This is a genomic window from Photobacterium sanctipauli (assembly GCF_003026495.1).
GTDB classification, from domain to species: domain Bacteria; phylum Pseudomonadota; class Gammaproteobacteria; order Enterobacterales; family Vibrionaceae; genus Photobacterium; species Photobacterium sanctipauli.
This window is the reverse complement of sequence record NZ_PYMA01000010.1, coordinates 51,727-74,967: the sequence shown is the minus strand read 5'-3', so window position 1 is coordinate 74,967 and position 23,241 is coordinate 51,727. Positions and strand designations below refer to the sequence as shown.

The window sequence follows — 23,241 nt, the reverse complement described above, 5'->3', positions numbered from 1 at the left end:
TCAACATCACGTTCTGACCGCCGGACGCCAAATAAACCCCATTATTCAGGCTAGAGTCATCTTCGCCGCCGTCTAATTATGGTTAGCTAAAGTCACCCTTATTTCACTCATGCTCAAAGACTGCCAACAGGAGTGCTGCCATGAACAAAATCCTTGCTTTGCTAACTGGCCGAAATGGCTCGCACCGACTTGAAGATCTTCTTTTGCTCTTGCTCCGCCTGGCTATCGGCGGCGCAATGCTAACCCACGGGGTTGGCAAAATCATGAACTTCAGCGAACTTGCCCCGACCTTTATCGACCCGCTGGGTATCGGTAGTACCCCAAGCCTAGTGCTGGCGATGCTGGCCGAAGTGATCGGCTCGATCGCCTTGCTGCTAGGTGCCATGACCCGACTAAGTGCCTTGGTGCTGCTGTTCACTATGGGCGTGGCGGTTTACGCCATTGGCATGATCAAAGGCTGGGCTGGGGTTGAGCTGGCCTTTATCTACTCGCTGGTGTACCTAACCCTGCTCATCCAGGGCGGCGGCCGATTCAGCCTCGAACACATCTGGCTCAAAAAGCGGATTGCCAAAAAGCAGGCATTAAAGGCCGATTAGCCTTAGCCTGACTAAGCAAATAAACCGCAATAAAAAACGCCTCCGATGGAGGCGTTTTCATCTAACCAGTAAGCTGGATTCAGCGGGACTTACGCCGGCTGCTGAACAATCACATCATCCGCTTTCTTGGTGTACTGCTCCATACGGTGGAAGTTGAGGTAGCGATAGGTATCGGCCGCTGTTGCGTCGATTTGCTTCGCGTACTCAAGGTACTCTTCCTTGGTCGGGATTCGGCCAAGAATAGCGCCCACCGCAGCCAGCTCGGCTGAAGACAGGTAAACATTCGCCCCCGTACCCAGGCGGTTCGGGAAGTTACGCGTTGATGTCGACATCACGGTTGCTTCGTCTGCCACACGGGCTTGGTTACCCATACACAGCGAACACCCTGGTGTTTCGATACGCACGCCCGCACGGCCGAAGATACCGTAGTAGCCTTCTTCGGTTAGCTGGTCTTTATCCATCTTCGTTGGCGGCGCAACCCATAGGCGGGTATCAAGCGTGCCACCGAACTTATCGAGCAATTTGCCAGCCGCACGGAAGTGACCGATGTTGGTCATGCACGAACCGATAAAGACTTCATCGATAGATGTGCCCTGCACGTCTGATAGCAAGCGCGCATCATCAGGGTCGTTCGGCGCACACAGGATTGGCTCATTGATTTCAGCCAGATCGATTTCGATAACATGCGCGTACTCGGCATCGCCATCCGCTTCCATCAGCTCTGGGTTAGCCAACCACTCTTCCATCGCGGTAATACGACGCTCGATAGTGCGACGGTCGCCGTAGCCTTCGGCAATCATCCACTTCAGCATCACGATGTTCGAGTTTAGATACTCAGCAATCGACTCTTGCGACAGCTTCACGGTACAGCCCGCGGCACTACGCTCGGCTGAGGCATCAGATAGCTCAAATGCCTGCTCGACAGTCAGGTGCTCGACACCTTCGATTTCCAGTACACGGCCTGAGAATTCGTTGATCTTACCGGCTTTCTCAACCGTTAGCAGGCCCTGCTTGATACCGTAGTAAGGAATGGCATGAACCAAATCACGCAGCGTGATCCCTTCTTGCATCTCACCTTTAAAGCGAACCAGGATAGACTCAGGCATATCCAGCGGCATAACACCCGTTGCAGCGGCAAATGCCACCAGGCCAGAACCGGCCGGGAACGAAATACCTAGCGGGAAGCGGGTATGCGAGTCACCACCAGTACCAACAGTATCAGGCAGTAGCATGCGGTTTAGCCATGAGTGGATAACACCATCGCCTGGGCGAAGTGATACACCGCCGCGGTTCATGATGAAATCTGGTAGCGTGTGGTGCGTATTCACATCCACCGGCTTAGGATAAGCCGAGGTGTGACAGAACGACTGCATCGTTAGCTCGGCCGAGAAGCCAAGACATGCCAAGTCTTTCAGCTCATCTCGCGTCATAGGACCAGTGGTATCCTGAGACCCCACCGTGGTCATCTTAGGCTCACAGTACGTGCCAGGGCGAATGCCTTCCACGCCACAAGCCTTACCCACCATCTTCTGGGCCAGGGTGTAGCCTTTGCCAGAATCTTCGACCGCAACTGGGCGACGGAAGACATCAGATGACGGCAAGCCAAGAGATTGACGGGCACGATCAGTCAAGCCACGGCCGATGATCAGTGGAATACGACCACCAGCACGGACTTCGTCAATCAGAACGTCGGTTTTAAGCTCGAAGGTTGATACCACGTCTTCGCTACCGTGGTGGCGAACTTCACCCTTGTATGGGTAAACGTCGATAACATCACCCATGTTTAGGGCAGTCACGTCAACTTCAATCGGCAGTGCACCGGCATCTTCCATGGTGTTAAAGAAGATTGGGGCAATCTTGCCACCCAACACATAACCACCTGCGCGCTTGTTTGGCACATTAGGGATATCATCGCCCATGAACCACAGTACGGAGTTAGTCGCAGATTTACGCGAAGAACCGGTACCCACAACATCGCCAACATAAACAAGCTGGTGGCCCTTTTCTTTCAGCGCTTCAATTTGTTTCACCGGGCCAATTGAGCCTGGTTGCTCCGGCTCGATACCTTCGCGGCTGTTTTTCAGCATCGCCAGGGCATGCAGCGGAATATCAGGACGGGACCAAGCATCCGGTGCTGGAGACAAGTCATCGGTGTTGGTTTCACCGGTCACTTTGAATACGGTCAGGGTGATTTTTTCAGCCAGTTCAGGCTTAGACAGGAACCACTCGGCATCAGCCCAAGATTGGATCACTTGCTTGGCAAACGCGTTGCCTGCCTTTGCTTTCTCTTCTACATCGTAGAAAGCATCGAACATCAGTAAGGTGTGCGACAGGGCTTTCACGGCAATCGGTGCAAGTTCAGCATCATCTAGCAGCGAAATAAGCGGCTCGATGTTGTAGCCACCCTGCATGGTACCTAGCAACTCGGCAGCTTTTTCTTTGCTAACAATCGGGGACTGTGCTTCACCTGTGGTCAGGGCTGCCAAGAAACCTGCTTTAACATAAGCGGCTTCGTCAACGCCTGGGGGAATACGGTTTTCTAACAGATCTAGCAGAAAGGCTTCTTCGCCTGCTGGCGGGGTCTTTAATAGTTCAACTAAAGCGGCAACTTGCTCAGCATCGAGCGGCTTTGGAACAATTCCTTCTGCAGCACGTTCTTCGACGTGTTTACGGTAGGCTTCAAGCACGACATATTCCTCATTTTAGGTTTGGCTATCATCACCAAACATCCTTGGAAGTGATTGATCCCCAACAACCGCAATTTGTACGCGTGATAAGTTGTTATCCTACAAATTCGCAGCAAAATAAGACGTTGGCGACCAAAACCGTTCAAGCATCATACCATTTTTAACTTAAAATTAAAATCCGCTCGATTTTTACAACATTCACAAAACGAACAAAAAACTTAATCCCCCCTTACACCCTATTAATAAGCAGGCTTCTGAGTAGCACAACAAAATCCCTTACATTTCAAATGGTCACAAAAGAGTGACGTTAATCACTAAAGTTATGCAACTAATTGGCAGATAACATAGCAAATAATAGCTCGATCAAATTATCATTCCCACGAGCCATTACAGGACAACTGAAGAACGGGTTACACGTTCAACTATCACTCTTATTAGCAGCAAAGAATTATGAAACTCACGCAATTTACAATTAAGCAGAAGCTGATCCTCGCGATTGTGCTCGCTGTACTTGCATCGACCTTGTTGGTTGGTGTGATCAGCCAAAAACAAGCAAGGGAAGTGGTCGAAAATCGCTTGCTTGAATCCGAACTCCCTGCCACCTTGATGCAGATCCGTAACAATATCGATAAGGAAGTCTCGTTGATGCAGGCTGCGGCAGAGCAGCTGGCTACCAACCGGTTTATCACCGAAAAGTACCATGCCGTCCGCACTCTTGATGAAGAAGCCCAAATTGTCCAGCAGCTTAACGACGTCAAAGAGCAATATCGCTTATTTGATGCCTCGGTTGCCGATCGCTCAACGGGCGACTACTGGAACCAGAATGGCTTCCTTCGCCGCCTAAACCACCAGCAAGACGCATGGTTCTATAACTTTACCCAAAGTGGCAACGCGCGCTCGCTCAGTGTTTTCCGCGAAGCTAACGGCGATGTGAAGTTGTTCATCAACTACCAGCAACTGAACGGCAAGGGCATGGCGGGGCTATCTAAGTCGATGGACGACATGGTGCGCTTCATCAACCAGTTCAAGCTGGAAGATACCGGGTTTGTTTATCTGGCCGACGAGCAAGGTATGGTTCGCCTGCACAAAGACAATGCCCTGATGGGCAAGCAGGATCTCTCCGCGCTGTACGGCTCCTCCCATGCCCGAACCTTGCTGTATAAAGATGACTTCAACGTCATCCAAGCAGAGTTGAATGGCAAGGCAACCCTGGTAGCGACCACTTACATTCCTTCGATGCAATGGTACGTCGTTGCCGAGCTGCCGTTGGAAGAGGCCTTTGCCGAACTAAACAGTGCCCGCCAGCATATCATGGTATGGACAGCCGCCATTGCCGCTGTCTTTGTCATGCTGGCAATCTGGCTTGGCACCAACATCACCCGCCCTATCGAGCGCCTGGCCGCCGTGTTTAAAGATCTCGGTGAAGGCGAAGGCGACTTGCGCCATCGCATCGATATCCAAGGCAACGATGAGATAGCCCAACTCTCGGCGGGCTTCAATAGCTTTATCAGTAAAATCCACTACTCGGTCAAAGAAGTAGCCGAAACCGGCAATTCATTACGCGAAGCCGCCGAATCGGTCGCAAGCCAGGCACAGCTGACTTTGGATAACAGCCATAGCCAGCGTGACCGTACCATTCAAGTCGTTACCGCGATCAACGAGATGGGGGCAACCGTCAATGAGATAGCCAACAATGCCGCCCATGCCGCCGAAGCTGCCCACAATGCAGAGTCGGAAACCCAAAGTGGCCAGCAGGTTGTCGGCCAGGCCCGTGATACGATTAGCCAACTCTCTAGCGACGTTGCCCAAGTTAGCGAAGTGATTGAGTCGCTGGCGAACAACACCCAGGCGATTGGCAGTATCCTCGATGTGATCCGCGGGATCTCCGAGCAAACCAACTTGCTGGCTCTCAATGCCGCTATCGAAGCCGCCCGTGCCGGCGAGCAAGGCCGCGGCTTTGCCGTGGTGGCCGACGAAGTGCGCAGCCTCGCCAGCCGCACAGCCGACTCGACCGATGAAATACAGTCGATGATCAACCGCCTGCAGGAAGAAGCCAGCAATGCGGTGAATGCCATGGTGCAAAGCCGACAGCTTAGCTCCGACGGCGTGTCTGCTGCCGATGAGGCTTCGGGGGCGCTAGTGTCGATTTCCGATCGCATTACCCTGATTTCGGACATGAATACCCAAGTGGCGACGGCAACCGAAGAGCAGTCGACTGTGGTGACCGACATCAACTGCAACATCGAAGAGATCAACGAAACCACCCAGCGTACTGCCGACACCGCCACCGAGCTGGCACATGCCAGCCAGGCCTTGCGCGACCTATCGGCCCGCCTCGACGGCATGGTCGGCACCTTTAAGCTTTAGCGGCCGGCCTTAGCAACGATCTGGCACATCAACGCTCAGGCCCACTGAAACCTGCTCCCCAAGGAGAGCCACGTGCTCTCCTTATTTTGTCCGCCCCAATTTCTTTTTAACAACCCAACAGATTGCATTGCAAGATACGACTGGGCGCCAGTATTAGCGACTTGCCATTTGCAAAACCAGAAAGTACAAAACATAAAAGCCGCAACTTAATACTATAAAATCAACCACATAAAAACATGGCATTAATTTTGACTGTTGCTAATGACTCATAGGGGGAATAGACAATGGATCGAAAAGTTATACTTTCATTAGTGCCTTTGTTGTGGGCTCACAACGTCAGCGGCGCTGCTTTTGACACCTGCCCATACACCGCGTTTTTAATGCAAGACTCACAAACCAACGTGTATGGCGTCAACCTGCTGACCGGCGCCTACCAGACCCTACAAACGGATATTGGTCAACAGGGCAACCTCAATGCAGCCGGCTACAACGAAGCAGATAATTTTATTTATGCCTTCAACACCACCAGAAAAAAGGTGGTCAAGGTGGGCAATGATTTTACCGCCACCGACCTCTCGGTCAGCGGGCTACCAAACACACCTTTCTATGTCGGCGATGTTGCCAACAATACCTACTATCTATACCGCTCTGGGCTATACACCATCCCGCTTGACGAAAGCGACCCCAACTACCTCAAGGCAAGCAAAGTCGAGGGCAGTGATGGCAACATGAAGCTGACGGATTTTGCTTTCCACCCCGAAGACGGCAATATCTACGCCATCGATAACAAGCTGGGACTGCTGTACCGTATCAACCCCGATAACGGCCAAAAGACGACCTTGGGTGATGCCGGGGTCACCGGCACGTTCGGTGCCGCCTATTTTGAAGCCAGCGGTAAGTTCTACTTCAGCCGCAACAAGGACGGTATCATTTTTACTATCGATATCTCCGATCCCGACAATATTGATCCCACGGCCACCCAGTTTGCCGCAGGCCCCAACTCGAACCTCAATGACGGCGTGCGCTGTGCTTCAGCCCCCATCGAAATCCAAGCCCTTGACTTGGGGGATGCCCCAGAGAGCTATCAAACTTCGGTGGATAACAACGGGCCTCGCCACGACCAAAGCGGCAATACGCTCTACCTAGGCGGGGTTGCACCAGATTCAGAAACCAACCAAGAAAGTAGCGATGACGAAACGGGTATCGATGACGAAAACGGCGTAATCATTACCACCCTGCAAGGTGGGGAATCCGCCTTGGTGACTGTGACGGCCAGCCAGCCCGGTTTTCTCAATGGATGGATAGACTGGAACCAAGACGGGGATTTTGCCGATAGCAATGAAAAAGTCATCAGTGCGAATGCGTTGGGGGCGGGAATGACATCCTTGGTCATTAATGTCCCCAACTCAGTCACCGCGGGCGAGACTTGGGCACGCTTTCGCTTTAGCAGCATCGAGGAGCTTCCGGCCTTTGGTGGTGCTCCCGACGGCGAGGTGGAAGATTACCAAGTCACACTCGAAAGCGCGCAGTTCAGCACAGCCAACTATGGTCCGTATACCGCAGCCTTTGAAGACAGCTGGCCAAGAGCCGGGGATTACGATCTCAATGACGTGGTGATGCGCTACCGCATCGAGGTCAAATCCGATCAAAACAACAACGCCGCGCAAGTCAAAATCTCAGGCACACTGCAGGCGCTGGGAGCCGACTATAAAAACGGTTTTGGTATCCACCTTCCCTCTCTGAGCCGAAGCGTCGCCGACGAAAGCAATATCATTTTCATCAAAAACGGTGAGCCTGTTATCGACTCACCGCTCGAGGCTGGGCAAGGGAATGTGGTGTTGATCATCTCCGACAACCTCACCGCCGATACCGAGACGAATTGCCGGTTCCACCGGACACTGGAAAACTGCCAAGAAGCAGAGCGATTTAGCTTCTCTGTCACCTTGCCGCTAGTCGATGGCGTCAGCACCGCTAGCCTACCCGACGCCCCTTTCGATCCTTTTATTTTCGCCGTTGACGGTATGTACCATGGCGAGGAGACCTCCATTGGCCGCGGGCTCGAAATCCACCTTGATGATCACCCACCGACAGACTTGGCCAATGCCAGCTTAGGGCTGATGGGAGACTATGACGATCGAAGCAACAGCGGCCTCGGCAGCCAGTACCGGACCGAGAACGGCCTGCCCTGGGGCTTTATTATTGCCGAAAACTGGTCACACCCAACAGAGCGGGTCGACATGCTGCAAGCCTACCCCCGCTTTTTCGACTTTTGTACCCAAGGCACCCATACCGACTGGTACACCAAAGCCAAGCGAGTTAGCCAGCACCTCTATGGTATGGAATAACAAGAAGGATTTCGTGATGAAACTATACAAGCACACGCTTATCAACATGATGCTAGCTCTAGGACTGGTTGCCTGCGGCGGTGGCGACGGCGATAGCGCCGTATCCGGAGACACGCCCGGTAGCGTGGCTGGCGGCACAGAGCAAACCACCACCATGAAGGACATCAAGGTCGCCCCCGACTTCGACTTCACCACCAGCCAGCGGCTTGAAGTCAATGTCGACTTGCGCGATATCACCGACCAGCGCGCTTACATCGGCTTTTACCAACAGTGGAGCGGAAAAGGCCAGTCATCGACACCGGATCCTGATTCACAGTTGCTACTGTTCGTGACCGATGACGGCCTGCTCAACCAGAGCCTGGTTATTGGCAAGCAGCAGCAATCACTGCTCATGGTCGTCATGTTCACCGACACCTCGCTCTTCCCTATCACCGAAGTGTTTGAGGTGGATGGCAATGGATATCAGTACCCTTAAGCGCAGGCTTTGGCTATTAAGCCACCAGAAACAAAAACAGCGCCCTGGGGCGCTGTTTTATATCAACTGTCGTAGCAAGAATTACTTCTTACGCTTAACCGCTTTCGGGTTTGGAAGGTCAGTGATTGAGCCTTCGAATACCTCTGCAGCCAAACCAACAGATTCGTGTAGCGTTGGGTGAGCGTGGATAGTCAGAGCGATATCCTCTGCATCACAGCCCATCTCGATCGCCAGACCGATTTCACCCAGTAGCTCACCACCGTTAGTACCCACGATAGCACCACCGATAACGCGGTGAGTGTCTTTGTCGAAGATCATCTTGGTCATACCGTCGGCACAGTCAGAGGCGATTGCACGGCCAGATGCTGCCCATGGGAAAGTCGCAACTTCGTAGTTGATGCCTTCCGCTTTCGCTTCTTTCTCAGTCTTACCAACCCATGCCACTTCTGGCTCGGTGTAAGCAATTGAAGGAATAACCTTAGGATCGAAGTAGTGCTTCTTACCAGAGATAACTTCAGCCGCTACGTGGCCTTCATGCACACCTTTGTGAGCAAGCATTGGCTGGCCAACGATGTCACCGATAGCGTGGATGTGAGGGACGTTGGTACGCATTTGCTTATCAACGTTGATGAAGCCGCGCTCGTCAACTTCGATACCTGCTTTTTCAGCGTCGATCAGCTTACCGTTTGGTACACGGCCGATAGCAACAAGTACCGCATCGTAACGTACGGCTTCAGCAGGTGCTTTCTTGCCTTCCATTGAAACGTAGATACCATCTTCTTTCGCTTCAACTGCCGTTACTTTAGTCTCTAGCATCAGGTTGAACTTCTTCTTGATGCGCTTAGTGAAGACTTTAATGATGTCTTTATCCGCTGCAGGGATAACCTGGTCGAACATCTCAACAACGTCAACCTGAGAACCCAACGCGTGGTATACTGTACCCATTTCCAGGCCGATGATACCGCCACCCATTACAAGTAGCTTTTCTGGTACTTCTTTCAGCTCAAGCGCGTCAGTCGAGTCCCAGATACGTGGATCTTCGTGCGGAATGAATGGCAGCTCGATTGGACGAGAGCCCGCCGCAACGATGGCGTTGTCAAAGTTAACGGTTGTCTGGCCTTCTTCGCCTTCAACAACGATAGTGTTAGGGCCAGTGAACTTACCGTAGCCGTTAACAACGTTAACTTTACGCATCTTAGCCATGCCGCCAAGACCGCCAGTAAGCTGGGTGATAACTTTTTCTTTCCAGACACGGATCTTGTTGATGTCTGTTTGTGGCTCGCCGAATACTACGCCGTGCTCAGCCATCGCTTTTGCTTCTTCGATAACCTTAGCTACGTGAAGCAGTGCTTTTGATGGGATACAACCCACGTTTAGACAAACACCACCAAGCGTGCTGTATTTTTCGATTAGGACTGTATCCAGACCTAAGTCAGCGCAACGGAACGCCGCAGAGTAACCAGCAGGGCCTGAACCCAACACCACTACCTGGGCTTTAATTTCTTTACTCATTATGACCTCGTTGTAAGTCTTATATCCCTAACAGGCTATCAGGTAAGTTCTACTTTCTTGTTTCAGTTAGCCAACGATTTTACAGAGGTGTTAACAAACTGAAAAGTAAATTGCTATAGCCTGTGAGCTGCGCAACAATTCCATGCCTGCTTTTGCAGGCATGGGCATGGCGCAAGGAAGATTTAAAGCACCAAACGGCGGATATCAGATAGACAACCGTTTAGGTATGTAATGAAGCGTGCACCTTCAGCACCATCGATCACGCGGTGATCGTAAGATAGAGAAAGTGGTAGCTGTAGGCGCGGTTCGAACTCTTTACCGTTCCATACAGGCTTCATTTCAGACTTAGAAACACCCAGGATACCAACTTCTGGTGCATTCACGATTGGTGTGAACGCAGTACCGCCGATACCGCCAAGGCTTGAGATAGTGAAACAGCCACCTTGCATATCTGCAGCAGTTAGCTTGCCAGCACGTGCTTTCTTCGATACTTCTTTCAGCTCGTTAGATAGCTCGTAGATGCCTTTCTTGTTTACGTCCTTGAATACAGGAACAACAAGGCCGTTTGGCGTGTCTACCGCGATACCAATGTTCACGTACTTCTTCAGGATCAGGCTCTCACCGTCTTCTGATAGTGAAGAGTTGAACGCTGGGAATGCTTCAAGCGCTTTCGCTGCCGCTTTCATGATGAACACTAGTGGGGTGATCTTCATGCCAGTGTCTTTCTTCGCTTCGATAGCGTTCTGCTCTTTGCGGAATGCTTCTAGCGCAGTGATATCAGCGTTGTCCCACTGTGTAACGTGAGGGATCATTACCCAGTTACGGTGTAGGTTGGCACCAGAGATCTTCTTGATGCGAGACAGTGGCTTAACTTCAGTCTCACCGAACTTGCTGAAATCAACTTTCGGCCATGGTAGTAGGCCAAGAGCAGCGCCGTCGCCTTTGCCAGATGCCGCAGCACCAGACTCTAGACGCTTAAGTGCTTCTTTAACGAAGTTCTGTACGTCTTCTTTCAGGATACGGTTCTTACGGCCAGTACCTTTAACCTTAGATAGGTTAACACCGAACTCGCGAGCAAGACGGCGAACAACTGGAGACGCGTGAGCGTACTCGTTATTTTCCTGGAAGTCGCCGCTAGAAGCAGGAGCTGATGCCGCAGGCGCTGCTGCTGGAGCCGCCGCAGGGGCTGGCGCTGCTGCCGCAGGAGCAGGAGCTGCTGCCGGTGCTGCACCCGCTACTTCAAATACCATGATAAGGGAGCCAGTAGAAACCTTGTCGCCAGCTGCGATCTTGATTTCCTTAACTGTACCCGCAAACGGTGCTGGTACTTCCATTGAGGCCTTGTCACCTTCAACAGTGATTAGAGACTGCTCTTCTTCGATGGTGTCGCCTACCGCTACCATGATTTCGGTTACTTCTACTTCGTCGCCACCGATATCTGGAACGTTAACTTCTTTCGCTGCAGATGCTGCTGGAGCCGCCGCTGGCGCTTGTGCTGCTGGGGCAGCTGCTGCAGGTGCAGAGCCTGCAGTTTCGAAAATCATAATCAGTGAGCCAGTCGATACTTTATCGCCTGCCGCTACTTTGATTTCTTTTAGGGTACCGGCAAATGGTGCTGGTACTTCCATTGAAGCCTTGTCGCCTTCAACAGTCAGAAGCGATTGCTCTTCTTCGATGCTGTCGCCAACTGCAACCATGATTTCGGTTACTTCTACTTCGTCGCCACCGATATCTGGTACGTGAACTTCTTTAAGCTCTGCCGCTGCTGCTGGAGCTGGAGCTGCTGCTGGAGCTGCTTCTGCCGCAGGAGCAGGTGCAGCAGCTGCTGCACCCTCGGCTTCGAAAATCATGATTAGAGAACCAGTAGAAACAGAGTCACCTTCCGCAACTTTGATTTCTTTAACGATACCCGCTTGAGAAGCAGGAACTTCCATAGAAGCTTTATCGCCTTCAACTGTGATAAGAGACTGCTCTTCTTCAACCTTGTCGCCAACGCTTACAAGAATTTCAGTAACTTCAACCTCATCTGCACCGATGTCAGGTACATTAATTTCGATTGCCATTTCTTATTTACCTTCTCAATTAAGCGTATAGCGGGTTAGTTTTTTCAGTGTCGATGTCGAACTTAGCAATAGCTTCAGTTACTACTGACTTCTCAACATCACCACGCTTAGCTAGTTCAGTTAGCGCTGCAACTACCACGTAGCCTGCGTTAACTTCGAAGTGACGACGTAGGTTCTCACGGCTATCAGAACGGCCGTAACCATCTGTACCCAGTACTTTGTATGACTCAGAAGGCATGAACGCGCGAACTTGCTCAGAGTAGTTCTTCATGTAGTCAGTCGCTGCGATAGCTGGCTCAGTACCCATTACTTGTGCAATGTAAGGTACTTTTGCTTCGCCTTCTGGGTGAAGCATGTTGTAACGTTCTACATCTTGACCGTCACGAGTTAGCTCGTTGAACGATGTTACAGAGAACACGTCAGAAGCGATGCCGTATTCTTCGCTTAGGATAGTTGCTGCTTTACGTACTTCGTTCATGATAGTACCAGAGCCCATTAGCTGAACTTTAGACTTGTCACCTGCGTAAGACTCAAGCTTGTAGATACCCTTACGGATGCCTTCTTCAGCACCTTCTGGCATTGCTGGCATTGCGTAGTTTTCGTTCATCACAGTTAGGTAGTAGAACACGTTCTCTTGGTTCTCACCGTACATGCGACGGATACCGTCTTGCATGATAACTGCAACTTCGTAAGCGAACGTTGGGTCGTAAGAAATACAGTTAGGTACAGTGTTCGCCATGATGTGCGAGTGACCATCTTCGTGCTGTAGACCTTCACCATTTAGCGTTGTACGACCAGCAGTAGCACCTAGTAGGAAACCACGAGCTTGTTGGTCACCAGCCATCCACGCCATATCACCTACACGTTGGAAACCAAACATTGAGTAGTAGATGTAGAACGGGATCATTGGTAGATCGTTAGTGCTGTATGACGTTGCAGCTGCAACCCAAGAAGCCATTGAGCCTAGCTCGTTGATACCTTCTTGTAGCACCTGACCAGATGTCGCTTCTTTGTAGTAAGAAACAATGCCTTTATCTTCTGGTGTGTATTCCTGACCGTGCGGGTTGTAGATACCGATCTGACGGAATAGACCTTCCATACCAAACGTACGTGCTTCGTCACAGATGATAGGAACGATGTTCTTACCAATGTTCTTGTTCTTAAGCAGGATGTTAAGCGTACGAACGTAAGCCATAGTTGTAGAGATATCACGCTTTTGCTCACTTAGTAGCGGCGCGAACTCTTCTAGCTCAGGTACTTTGAATTCTTGAGTGAACTTAGGTAGACGCTGTGGCGTGTAACCTTTTAGTTCTTTACGACGAGCGTGTAGGTATTCGTATTCCGCAGAACCTTCTTCAAGTTTCAGGTACGGAAGCTCTTTAACTGCTTCGTCAGTTAGGATGTCTTGAAGACCTAGACGATCACGTAGGTGTAGTACGTGAGTCATGTCCATCTTCTTAACTTGGTGCGCGATGTTCTTACCTTCAGCCGCTTCACCCATGCCGTAACCTTTAACAGTCTTAGCTAGGATTACTGTTGGACGACCTTTAGTTTCTGCCGCGTTTTTGTATGCTGCGTACAGCTTAGAAGACTCGTGACCACCACGCTTAAGTGCGAAGATTTCGTCATCAGTCATGTCTGCAACTAGTGCAGCTGTCTCTGGGTACTTACCAAAGAAGTGTTCACGTACGTAAGCACCGTCTTTAGATTTAAATGTTTGGTAGTCACCATCTACAGTTTCGTTCATTAGCTGTAGAAGCTTGCCAGACGTATCTTTAGCAAGTAGTGCATCCCAGTTGCTACCCCAGATAACTTTAACAACATTCCAACCAGCACCTTTGAATAGGCCTTCTAGCTCTTGGATGATGCTACCGTTACCCATTACAGGGCCATCTAGACGCTGTAGGTTACAGTTAACTAGGAAACATAGGTTGTCTAGCTTCTCACGCGCAGCGAAAGATAGTGAACCACGTGATTCTGGCTCATCCATTTCACCGTCACCTAGGAACGCATATACACGTTGAGCCGAAGTATCTTTCATACCGCGGCCGTCTAGGTACTTAAGGAAACGCGCTTGGTAGATCGCAGAAATTGGACCTAGACCCATTGAAACTGTTGGGAACTGCCAGAACTCAGGCATCAGTTTAGGGTGCGGGTATGATGGGATACCTTTACCGTCTACTTCTTGGCGGAAGTTATCTAGCTGCTCTTCAGTTAGACGACCTTCAACGAATGCACGAGAGTAGATACCCGGTGAGATATGACCTTGGTAGTATACTAGATCGCCACCGTCCGTCTCGTTTGGAGCGCGGAAGAAGTGGTTGAAACATACTTCGTAGAATGCAGCAGAAGACTGGAAAGACGCCATGTGGCCGCCTAGCTCTAAGTCTTTCTTAGATGCACGTAGAACGATCATGATTGCGTTCCAACGGATGATGGAACGAATACGGCGCTCAAGCGTTGTGTCACCTGGGTAAGCTGGCTCTTGATCTGATGGGATGGTGTTGATGTAGTTGGTAGTGATGCCGGTTGGCATATCTACACCGTCAAGGCGTGCTTTGTCCAGTACTTGCTCAAGTAGGAACTGGGCACGTTCTACACCTTCTTCACGAACGACTGATTCAAGGGCTGCTAGCCATTCTTGAGTTTCCAGTACATCCACGTCATTCTTAATGACTTCAGACATGCGATCTATCCTTTCGTTGATAATCTACAAAACTTACTATCCACCGCCATCGTGCTTTCAACTTTAACTTATGATGACGACAGGTATTGTGTCGCGACTGCTTACCACCCTCGGCTTATATGAGGGTTACTAATCCAGCCCGTCCTTGCGTTGTTGAATCCGACGAAGAGAGCGTTCACGTCTGCTATCTTCACGCGTTAAATCCAACAGGGTTTCCTCGATATAAGCCAAATGTGCATGCGACGCTTCACGTGCCTTTTCGGGCTCACCCGAAACGATCGCCTGGACAATATTGGCTCGATGCTTCCTGACTCTTTCCACCACATCAGTACGGCGGTTTAGGAGTTCAAAGTTTTGTAATACGTTTTGCTCTAGCAATGGGGCAAGGCTACGGATGATATGGAGCAATACCACATTGTGCGCAGACTCTGTCACTGCGATCAGGTATTGCATAACGGCACTTGCTTCGGCCTTTAAATCACCTTGCTGCTGAGCGTCCTGTATCCGTGTATGGCAGTCACGAATACGGTTGAAATCTTCTTCGTTGCCGCGAAGGGCGGCGTAGTATGCAGCCAGGCCCTCGAGGGCGTGGCGCGATTCCAGCAAATCTAGCTGGGTCTCCGAATGGGCAGCTAATAAATCCAACAGCGGATCGGAAAAGCTCTGCCATAGCTTTTCGGTCACGAACGTGCCGCCGCCCTGACGGCGTGTCAGCAACTGCTTGGCTTCTAGGCGTTGGATAGCTTCACGAACAGAAGGGCGAGAAACATCGAATTGCTTGGCCAGCTCGCGTTCTGGCGGCAACTGCTGACCCGGGGACAGGATTCCCTCAAGGATCAGGCGCTCCAGTTCTTGCTCGATAGCATCAGAGAGCTTAGGTTGGCGAATTCGTTTATAAGTCATTTTTATTATGCTTCTTACACTTATAGCGTTCTTTAATGGTCCGGAGTGCGGATAATTGGTATTACCAATTTAACGATACAAGGAAAGTTTACAGAAATAATTGAGGATGTCCACCGACAACTTGACCGAAATCATAGAACGAGGGGTGATTTAACAAAAATTTCAACTTATGAAAACTTGTTAAAACATGTTCAACATTAGAAAACAACAGGGGTTTAGGGGTTATTTCGATGGAAAAGCACTCAATGGTCTGACCAATTTATTTACACTTTTCCATCGCATATTCGGTGAGGGAATGGCGAATTTTTATTCAAGACTTAGCAATTAATGACTTATAGGCGTACCAATCAAAGGCAAAACCCGGATCGGTTTTTCGCCCCGGAGCAATGAATTCATGGCCCGTGATCCTGCTCGGCGTGACATTCGGGTACTTGCCGATAATCGCCTGGGTCAACTCGGACAGCACTTGGTACTGCGCCTCGGTGTAAGGCAAGGTGTCCGTTCCTTCCAATTCGATGCCAATCGAATAGTCATTGCACTTCTCGCGCCCGGCAAATTGCGATACGCCGGCATGCCAAGCACGGCAATTAAGTGGCACAAACTGAATAATATCGCCATTTCGTCTTATTAAACAGTGCGCTGACACACGAAATTCGGAAATTAACTCGAAATAGGGATGATCATCGGGGTTAAGCTGGCCCGTAAACAGCTGTTCGATGTACGGGCCGCCAAACTCACCCGGCGGCAAGCTGATGTTATGGACCACCAGCAACGAAATATCATTATCATCAGGGCGTTGGTCATAAAAAGGGGAAGGGACATGCTTCACCCCTTCAAGCCAATGGTTGTGGTTTATGGTTAACATTTCATTTCGATCCTAGAAGCGTGGTCCTGTGGTCCTGTGGTCCTGTGGTCCTGTGGTCCTGTGGTCCTGTGGTCCTGTGGTCCTGTGGTCCTGTGGTCCTGTGGTCCTGTGGTCCTGTGGTCCTGTGGTCCTGTGGTCCTGTGGTCCTGTTAGGAGTTTCAAAAAGCGACAGCAACCTGTCAAACTATTATCATAAAGCAATAATCTTGTCTGATCCCACTATGGTACGGCAACAACCTTTCCACCATTCTGCTTTGTTCATAGAACCAGTCCTGCTCTATTGGGTGATAGGGCCTTAGTACCCTAGTACCTTAGCACCGCTCCTCCCCCCATCACCCGCTCTTTTCCTACTCACGCCTAGGATCTCACCCCGTCTCAATGTATGATCGCTGCAATCCCATTGCGAGCAAGCAGCAGCCTTGCGATTGCAATGACAAAGCAGCCCAACCAATGCTACGGAAATGTCATGACTCAGATGGAAAAGAAGCACGACAGCGAATCGCGCTTGAACTACCTAAAACAGCAACTTCCCCTTGAAATTACCCGTGCCGTCGCCGACACCCTGCGTGAAGATCTAGGCGGTGAAATTGACCCTAGCCGCGATATCACAGCCAGCCTGATCCCGGCTGACAGCCAAGGCGTTGCGACTATTATTACCCGCGAACACGGTATTTTCTGCGGCCAGCTTTGGGCCGAGGAAGTCTTCAAGCAGCTAGGCGGTGAAGTCAACATTGAGTGGCACGTACAAGACGGCGATCAGGTTGAACCAAACCAGACCCTGTGTACCCTGACAGGCCCATCGCGCATCTTGCTTACCGGCGAGCGCAATGCGATGAACTTCATCCAGACCCTCTCTGGCTGCGCAACCACCGTCGCTGAGTACGCCAAGCAACTGGAAGGCACCCAGTGCCGCTTGCTTGATACCCGCAAAACCATTCCGGGCCTTCGCAGCGCGCTGAAATACGCCGTCACCTGCGGCGGTGGTTTCAACCACCGTATCGGCGTGTTCGACGCCTACCTTATCAAGGAAAACCACATCATCGCCTGCGGCGGCATTGAGCAAGCCATTAGCACAGCCAAGCAGCTCAACCCGGGCAAGCCGGTAGAGGTTGAAACCGAATCATTGGACGAGCTGCAGCAGGCAATTGCTGCCGGGGCGGACATCATCATGCTCGACAACTTCACCACCGAGATGATGCGCGAAGCCGTTGCCATCAATGCTGGCCGCGCCGCACTGGAAAATTCAGGCAACGTGACGCTGGCAACCATCCGCGAGTTTGCGGCAACTGGCGTTGACTACATTTCGGTTGGTGCGCTAACCAAGCACCTAAAAGCCATGGATCTTTCGATGCGCTTTAAATAAGCCGTCTTTGCTGCAAACAAAACGCGATAGCCAAGGCTATCGCGTTTTTGTATCCATCGAAGCCGCAACCAACTAATCGGCTCTAGCGCCAAGCTTGCCACTTCCCCCAAACAGACAACTCTGGCACCGAATAACCAGCCATCGGCTACTGACTTTTTCTTACTACTCTTTTCTCCCTTTATTAACCATTCCCTTAGTATAAAAGCGGGTAATGGCTCGCAACCAACCATGCAACCACTGCAACAACAACACATTTAATCAACACTGCGCCGAGCAATGATTTCCCGCTAATTCAGACAGTTGCAGCAAAACCTTATTCTGGCCCCACAACATTTTTCACAGTGGTTAGTGATTGACTTAATAAGGAAAATTCGATGAAAAAGCAAAAAGGTTTTACGTTAATAGAGTTGATGATAGTGGTGGCGATTATTGGCACTTTAAGCGCAATAGCCATTCCTGCTTATCAAAACTATGTAAGCCGAAGTGAAGCCGCTTCTGGTTTAGGAACACTTAAAGCGCTAATTACACCAGCAGAATTGTTCATTCAAGAAAGTGGGGATCTAGAAACGACAACTACTCTCGATAATATTGGAACAACAGGTCAAGCAAACTCATTAGGAGCAGTAACAATTTCAGCTCAGAACACATTAATGTTTGAATTTAATGCAACTAGTTCAATTAATGGCGAAACATTTACTTTAGAAAGAGACCCTGATACTGGTTGGGGATGTACAGCATCAGCAACTATGCCCGATGTCGACGGCTGCTCATAATCAATGCACACCAACCTTGCCTCAATCCTGCACCAAGCTGACTTGATCAGTGCGGTGCAGCAACAACAGGTGGTGGATTTTGCCCAGGCGGAAGGTGCCTCGGTGCCTGCAGCCTTGGTGCAGCTCGGGATCATCGGCAGTACCGAGCTGGCCCGCCAGCTTGAGTTGATCTTCGCGATAGCCTTGGTGGATGTTCACCAATACGATTACGGCGCATGCTGCAAGCACCTCAACCTACGCGACTTGGTGCTTCAGCACAAAGTGCTGCCCCTGCACAGCAACGACAGCACTATCTTCCTGGGCTTGAGCGATCCCACCCAGATGCATGCGCTCGACGAGCTCCGCTTTGCCAGCGGCAAGAATATCGAGCCATTGCTGCTGGATAACAAGCAGTTGGAGGCAGCCATCCGCCGGGTGTACGGCAGCGATATCAAAGGGGCGGAGCAAAGCCAGCGCAGTGTCAGCGATGCCGACTTGGTCGAGCTGGTCGACTTGAGCGACGGCGAGCTTTTGGATGATGCCACCGATCTCAGCCAAGACAGTGCGCCTGTCACCCGCTACATTAACCAAGTGCTGATGGATGCCGTGCGCAAGAAAGCCTCGGATATCCACTTTGAGCCCTATGAAGAGACCTTTCGTATCCGCTTTCGCTGCGACGGGATCTTGCACCAGCATGCGACCCCGCCCGCCCACTTGTCCCGGCGGCTTTCAACCCGCTTAAAGGTAATGTCGCGGCTCGATATTGCCGAGCGCCGCCAGCCGCAGGACGGCCGGATCAAGCTCAAGCTTTCGGCAGCACTGGCCATAGACTTGCGGGTATCCACCCTGCCAACCCTGTGGGGCGAGAAAGTCGTATTGCGATTGCTTGATAGCTCGGGGGGCAGCCTGGATATCGATATCTTGGGCTATAACGAAAAGCAGAAAAGCGACTACCTTGCCGCCTTGCAGCAGCCGCAAGGCATGATCTTAATGACCGGGCCAACCGGCAGTGGTAAAACCGTCTCGCTCTATACCGGGTTGAGCATACTCAATACCGACGAGCGCAATATCTCAACGGCCGAGGATCCGGTTGAAATCAACCTGCCGGGGATCAACCAAGTCCAGATCAACAGCGCTATCGGGGTTGGCTTCGCCGAAGCCCTGCGAGCCTTCCTCCGCCAGGATCCGGACGTTGTCATGGTTGGCGAAATCCGTGATTTGGAAACCGGCGGCATTGCAGTCAAAGCCGCACAAACCGGCCACTTGGTACTCTCGACACTCCACACCAACTCCGCGGCAGAAACCATTACCCGTTTAACCAATATGGGGATCGAGGATTTCAACCTTGCCTCTTCCCTAAGCTTGATCATTGCCCAGCGCCTGGCGCGCCGTTTATGCCCCGGCTGCAAGGCTCCCCATCATATCGACCACTACCTTCGCCACAGCCAGTCGATCCCAGCTGACGCCAACCTATACCAAGCCAGTGATCTTGGCTGCGATGAGTGCAACAAAGGCTATATCGGGCGAGTGGGGATATATGAAGTGATGCCCTTCACCCGCCCTTTGGCCGAAGCGCTGATGCGCGGGGCGAGCACCATCGAATTACAAGACATCGCCTGCCAGCAGGGAATGCAAACCCTGCAACAATCTGGCATTGAAAAGCTGTGCGAGGGGATCACCAGCCTCAGCGAGTTGCAACGGGTACTCCATTTCAGCAACTGATACACAACCCGTAGCACTATCAATACCAGCTACATCAACCACTATTGAGGACGACCCCTATGGCACAAGCCAGTAAAATTCGCTATTACCACTGGCGTGGTGTCAACCAGGCAGGAAAAAAGCTCTCAGGTGTGATCCTCGGCTTCCAGGAGCAAGAGGTCAGGGCCAAGCTGACCGAGCAGATGATCCAGGTAAAGAAGATCAAGCACCGCAAGCCTTCTACCCTGAGTAAGCTGAAAAACCAGCTCAAGCCAACCGATATCACTGCCCTAACCCGCCAGTTATGCACCATGATCGCTTCCGGCGTGCCTGTGGTACAGGCACTAAAGCTGATGGCCGACAGCCACCATAAGGCCGAAGGGCGTGCCATCCTGTCACAGGTTACGATTCAGGTAGAAGCCGGGGCATCGCTCTCCCGGGCGATGCGCAATAGCTCACCGATGTTCGATAATTTTTATTGTGATTTGGTCAGCACGGGCGAGCAAACCGGCCACCTCGCCGAAGTCTTTGATCGTATTGCGACCTACCGGGAAAAAAACGAAGCGATGCGCAAGAAGGTGATCAAGGCCATGATATACCCCGCCATGGTCACTATCACCGCCATCGGTGTGACCATCATGATGCTGGTTTTTGTGATCCCGCAATTTTCCAACATATTTAGCAGTTTTGGTGCCGAGCTGCCTTGGTTTACCCGCCAAGTCATTATCCTGTCCGACTGGGTACTCAATCATGGGGCCTACCTGTCTGCCGCGATTGTCTTGGCCTTGTTTTGCCTAACCTACAGTTACAAGAAATCGGCACGAGCAAAATTTGGCATCCATCGGCTTAACCTCAAACTGCCAATCGTTGGCTCGGTGATCCTCAAAGCCACCATCGCCCGCTTTGCCCGTACGCTGGCAACCACATTCAGCGCCGGGATCCCGCTACTCGACGGCCTGCACGCCGCGGGCAAAACAGCGGGCAACCAATATATCGAAACTGCCATGATGGAAGCCCATGCCAACACGGCTGCGGGCATGCCCCTGCATATAGCCCTGCGCCAAAGTGATGTTTTTCCCGAGCTCATGCTACAGATGACCATGATTGGTGAAGAATCCGGCTCGCTAGATGAAATGCTCAACAAGATGGCGGCCCTGTACGAAAATGATGTCGACAATACCGTCGACAACCTTGGCAAAATCCTTGAGCCGCTGATCATTCTTTTTCTCGGCGGCTTGATCGGCGGATTGCTGATCGCTATGTATATGCCCATCTTCAAGCTAATGAGCGTCATCGGCTAGTTACAGCCCATTGAAGACAGGTGTGCATCTAGGATCTCATAGTCAATTCCCCTACAATAATCGCAACGAATGATATGAGATGTTTTTCATGGAACTACTGACATACTACCCTTGGCTATTTCCCGTTTTCGCTGCTGTTTTTGGCCTGCTGGTCGGTAGTTTTCTTAATGTGGTGATTTATCGCCTGCCAATCATGATGGAAAGGCAATGGAAGTCAGACTGCGCGGAATGCTTCCCGGAGTTTGGCAGTGCCGAAGCCACACCCACCTTCAACCTCAGTGTTCCCCGCTCCCGTTGCCCGCATTGTGAGCACCCAATCAGCATGTGGGAAAACATTCCGGTGATCAGCTGGCTATTACTCAAGGGGCGCTGTAAAAATTGCCAGGCAAAAATCAGTGCCCGCTACCCCGCAGTAGAAATACTCACGGCGGTCGTTGCCGCCACCGTTGCCATCATGATCCCGGCCTCTGAATGGTCAGTGGCGGTTATCCTGTTTAGCTTTGCCCTGATCGCCCTGACCTTTATCGATATCGATAAAATGCTGCTGCCAGACCAAATCACCCTGCCCTTGCTCTGGGCTGGCCTGCTAACCGCCACGCTTGGCTGGTCGCCGGTTTCGCTTCAAGATGCAGTCATCGGTGCAATGGCGGGCTACCTGGCCCTTTGGAGTGTCTACTGGGCTTTCAAGCTTCTGACAGGCAAGGAAGGCATGGGCTATGGTGATTTCAAGCTGCTGGCGGCACTTGGCGCATGGCTAGGCTGGCAATTATTGCCTTTTGTTGTGCTACTGTCTTCATTGGTGGGGGCTATCTGTGGCATCATCTTGATGCGCGTCCAACAGTCAGACAGCCAAACTCCTTTCTCTTTCGGCCCTTACCTTGCCATTGCCGGCTGGGTAGCCATCTTGTGGGGCGAGCCACTGCTCAACTGGTATCTGACGGCTTACTTAGGATTATAAATTATGACAATGGTCATCGGCCTAACCGGCGGTATCGGCAGCGGTAAAACAACAGTTGCCAACTTGTTTGCTGACTATCACATCGACATCATCGATGCCGATATCGTCGCAAGGGAAGTGGTCGCCCCCGGCTCCGCCGGACTGAAGGCCATCGAGGACAAACTGGGTTCTGACATCCTACTGACAGACGGCAACCTTGACCGCAGTAAGCTAAGAGCAGCAATATTCAGTGATAACACATTGAAAGATTGGCTAAATGGCCTGCTCCACCCTATGATCAGGGAAAAAATGCAGGCTGATATCCAGCAAGCCACCTCGCCGTATTGCCTATTGGTGGTACCGCTGATGGTTGAAAACAACTTGCAGGCCATGACGGATCGCCTGTTGGTCGTCGATGTCGACGAACAGACCCAAATCGCCCGAACCACCCAGCGCGACGGGGTTGATGCCGAGCAGGTAAAAAGTATTTTAGCAGCGCAAGCCTCCCGCCAGGAGCGCCTTGATGCTGCCGACGACATCATCAATAACAACAATGACGGTGCCCAGTTAAGCAGTCAGGTCGCCACACTACACCAGCAATACCTGGCCATGTGCCAGCAGCAACCATCTTAACAATGCGCCGCTACGCCCAGCGAATATTTAGCCGCGCCGACTGACACTCAGGTAA

General features: G+C 51.4%; 16 protein-coding genes. 10 read left to right on the top strand and 6 right to left on the bottom strand.

From position 1 onward, the window contains the following. The first annotated feature begins 140 nt into the window (after positions 1–140). Positions 141–596, top strand: a complete 456-nt coding sequence (locus C9I98_RS15710; RefSeq protein ID WP_036832799.1) for a DoxX family protein — start codon at positions 141–143, stop codon at positions 594–596. An 89-nt stretch (positions 597–685) separates the two neighbouring features. Here C9I98_RS15710 and acnB read toward each other — a convergent pair whose 3' ends face one another. Next, on the bottom strand, positions 686–3,283 hold the full coding sequence (gene acnB, locus C9I98_RS15705) for a bifunctional aconitate hydratase 2/2-methylisocitrate dehydratase (protein ID WP_036832796.1): 2,598 nt from the start codon (positions 3,281–3,283) through the stop codon (positions 686–688). 450 nt (positions 3,284–3,733) lie between these two features. Here acnB and C9I98_RS15700 point away from each other — a divergent pair, with 450 nt between their 5' ends. The 3 genes from C9I98_RS15700 to C9I98_RS15690 all read left to right on the top strand — a co-directional run bounded on the left by C9I98_RS15700 (position 3,734) and on the right by C9I98_RS15690 (position 8,470). Next, positions 3,734–5,650, top strand: coding sequence for a methyl-accepting chemotaxis protein (locus C9I98_RS15700; protein ID WP_036832793.1), 1,917 nt, complete (start codon positions 3,734–3,736; stop codon positions 5,648–5,650). Positions 5,651–5,934: 284 nt separating this feature from the next. Beyond that, positions 5,935–7,995, top strand: coding sequence for an LruC domain-containing protein (locus C9I98_RS15695; protein WP_036832790.1), 2,061 nt, complete (start codon positions 5,935–5,937; stop codon positions 7,993–7,995). Positions 7,996–8,011: 16 nt separating this feature from the next. Beyond that, positions 8,012–8,470: a hypothetical protein gene (locus C9I98_RS15690; protein WP_036832787.1), complete on the top strand. Its 459-nt coding sequence runs from the start codon at positions 8,012–8,014 to the stop codon at positions 8,468–8,470. 81 nt (positions 8,471–8,551) lie between these two features. On the opposite strand, the gene lpdA is transcribed toward C9I98_RS15690, so the two are convergent. The 5 genes from lpdA to ampD all read right to left on the bottom strand — a co-directional run bounded on the left by lpdA (position 8,552) and on the right by ampD (position 16,499). Continuing rightward, a complete protein-coding gene (gene lpdA, locus C9I98_RS15685; protein WP_107272195.1) occupies positions 8,552–9,982 on the bottom strand; it encodes a dihydrolipoyl dehydrogenase in 1,431 nt (476 codons plus the stop codon). Positions 9,983–10,164: 182 nt separating this feature from the next. Next, the gene (aceF, locus tag C9I98_RS15680; protein ID WP_036831088.1) at positions 10,165–12,045 is read right to left on the bottom strand and encodes a pyruvate dehydrogenase complex dihydrolipoyllysine-residue acetyltransferase; all 1,881 of its coding nucleotides are present in this window, start codon (positions 12,043–12,045) and stop codon (positions 10,165–10,167) included. 19 nt (positions 12,046–12,064) lie between these two features. Next, entirely contained in the window at positions 12,065–14,731 is a 2,667-nt protein-coding gene (aceE, locus tag C9I98_RS15675; RefSeq protein WP_036831091.1) for a pyruvate dehydrogenase (acetyl-transferring), homodimeric type, read from the bottom strand. Positions 14,732–14,860: 129 nt separating this feature from the next. Continuing rightward, entirely contained in the window at positions 14,861–15,634 is a 774-nt protein-coding gene (gene pdhR / locus C9I98_RS15670) for a pyruvate dehydrogenase complex transcriptional repressor PdhR (protein ID WP_036831093.1), read from the bottom strand. A gap of 310 nt (positions 15,635–15,944) precedes the next feature. Continuing rightward, positions 15,945–16,499, bottom strand: a complete 555-nt coding sequence (ampD, locus tag C9I98_RS15665; protein WP_036831096.1) for a 1,6-anhydro-N-acetylmuramyl-L-alanine amidase AmpD — start codon at positions 16,497–16,499, stop codon at positions 15,945–15,947. Between the two features lie 475 nt (positions 16,500–16,974). Between ampD and nadC the strand changes: the two genes are divergently transcribed. From nadC to coaE, 6 genes are all read left to right on the top strand, one after another. After that, positions 16,975–17,862: a carboxylating nicotinate-nucleotide diphosphorylase gene (gene nadC, locus C9I98_RS15660; RefSeq protein ID WP_036825263.1), complete on the top strand. Its 888-nt coding sequence runs from the start codon at positions 16,975–16,977 to the stop codon at positions 17,860–17,862. Between the two features lie 374 nt (positions 17,863–18,236). Beyond that, positions 18,237–18,635 (top strand): pilin, encoded by a 399-nt coding sequence (locus C9I98_RS15655; RefSeq protein ID WP_036825255.1) that lies wholly within the window; start codon positions 18,237–18,239, stop codon positions 18,633–18,635. A gap of 3 nt (positions 18,636–18,638) precedes the next feature. Then, positions 18,639–20,336: a type IV-A pilus assembly ATPase PilB gene (gene pilB, locus C9I98_RS15650; RefSeq protein ID WP_036825258.1), complete on the top strand. Its 1,698-nt coding sequence runs from the start codon at positions 18,639–18,641 to the stop codon at positions 20,334–20,336. Positions 20,337–20,395: 59 nt separating this feature from the next. Then, on the top strand, positions 20,396–21,616 hold the full coding sequence (locus C9I98_RS15645) for a type II secretion system F family protein (RefSeq protein WP_036825259.1): 1,221 nt from the start codon (positions 20,396–20,398) through the stop codon (positions 21,614–21,616). 88 nt (positions 21,617–21,704) lie between these two features. Continuing rightward, positions 21,705–22,574: a prepilin peptidase gene (locus tag C9I98_RS15640; RefSeq protein ID WP_107272217.1), complete on the top strand. Its 870-nt coding sequence runs from the start codon at positions 21,705–21,707 to the stop codon at positions 22,572–22,574. 3 nt (positions 22,575–22,577) lie between these two features. Further along, positions 22,578–23,186, top strand: coding sequence for a dephospho-CoA kinase (gene coaE, locus C9I98_RS15635; RefSeq protein WP_107272194.1), 609 nt, complete (start codon positions 22,578–22,580; stop codon positions 23,184–23,186). Positions 23,187–23,241 lie beyond the last annotated feature (55 nt).

Bases quoted from the DNA above. Each gene is read 5' to 3' on its own strand.
- C9I98_RS15710 (WP_036832799.1), top strand. From the start codon at position 141: ATGAACAAAATCCTTGCTTTGCTAACTGGCCGAAATGGCTCGCACCGA.
- C9I98_RS15700 (WP_036832793.1), top strand. From the start codon at position 3,734: ATGAAACTCACGCAATTTACAATTAAGCAGAAGCTGATCCTCGCGATT.
- C9I98_RS15695 (WP_036832790.1), top strand. From the start codon at position 5,935: ATGGATCGAAAAGTTATACTTTCATTAGTGCCTTTGTTGTGGGCTCAC.
- C9I98_RS15690 (WP_036832787.1), top strand. From the start codon at position 8,012: ATGAAACTATACAAGCACACGCTTATCAACATGATGCTAGCTCTAGGA.
- lpdA (WP_107272195.1), bottom strand. From the start codon at position 9,982: ATGAGTAAAGAAATTAAAGCCCAGGTAGTGGTGTTGGGTTCAGGCCCT.
- aceF (WP_036831088.1), bottom strand. From the start codon at position 12,045: ATGGCAATCGAAATTAATGTACCTGACATCGGTGCAGATGAGGTTGAA.
- aceE (WP_036831091.1), bottom strand. From the start codon at position 14,731: ATGTCTGAAGTCATTAAGAATGACGTGGATGTACTGGAAACTCAAGAA.
- pdhR (WP_036831093.1), bottom strand. From the start codon at position 15,634: ATGACTTATAAACGAATTCGCCAACCTAAGCTCTCTGATGCTATCGAG.
- ampD (WP_036831096.1), bottom strand. From the start codon at position 16,499: ATGTTAACCATAAACCACAACCATTGGCTTGAAGGGGTGAAGCATGTC.
- nadC (WP_036825263.1), top strand. From the start codon at position 16,975: ATGGAAAAGAAGCACGACAGCGAATCGCGCTTGAACTACCTAAAACAG.
- C9I98_RS15655 (WP_036825255.1), top strand. From the start codon at position 18,237: ATGAAAAAGCAAAAAGGTTTTACGTTAATAGAGTTGATGATAGTGGTG.
- pilB (WP_036825258.1), top strand. From the start codon at position 18,639: ATGCACACCAACCTTGCCTCAATCCTGCACCAAGCTGACTTGATCAGT.
- C9I98_RS15645 (WP_036825259.1), top strand. From the start codon at position 20,396: ATGGCACAAGCCAGTAAAATTCGCTATTACCACTGGCGTGGTGTCAAC.
- C9I98_RS15640 (WP_107272217.1), top strand. From the start codon at position 21,705: ATGGAACTACTGACATACTACCCTTGGCTATTTCCCGTTTTCGCTGCT.
- coaE (WP_107272194.1), top strand. From the start codon at position 22,578: ATGACAATGGTCATCGGCCTAACCGGCGGTATCGGCAGCGGTAAAACA.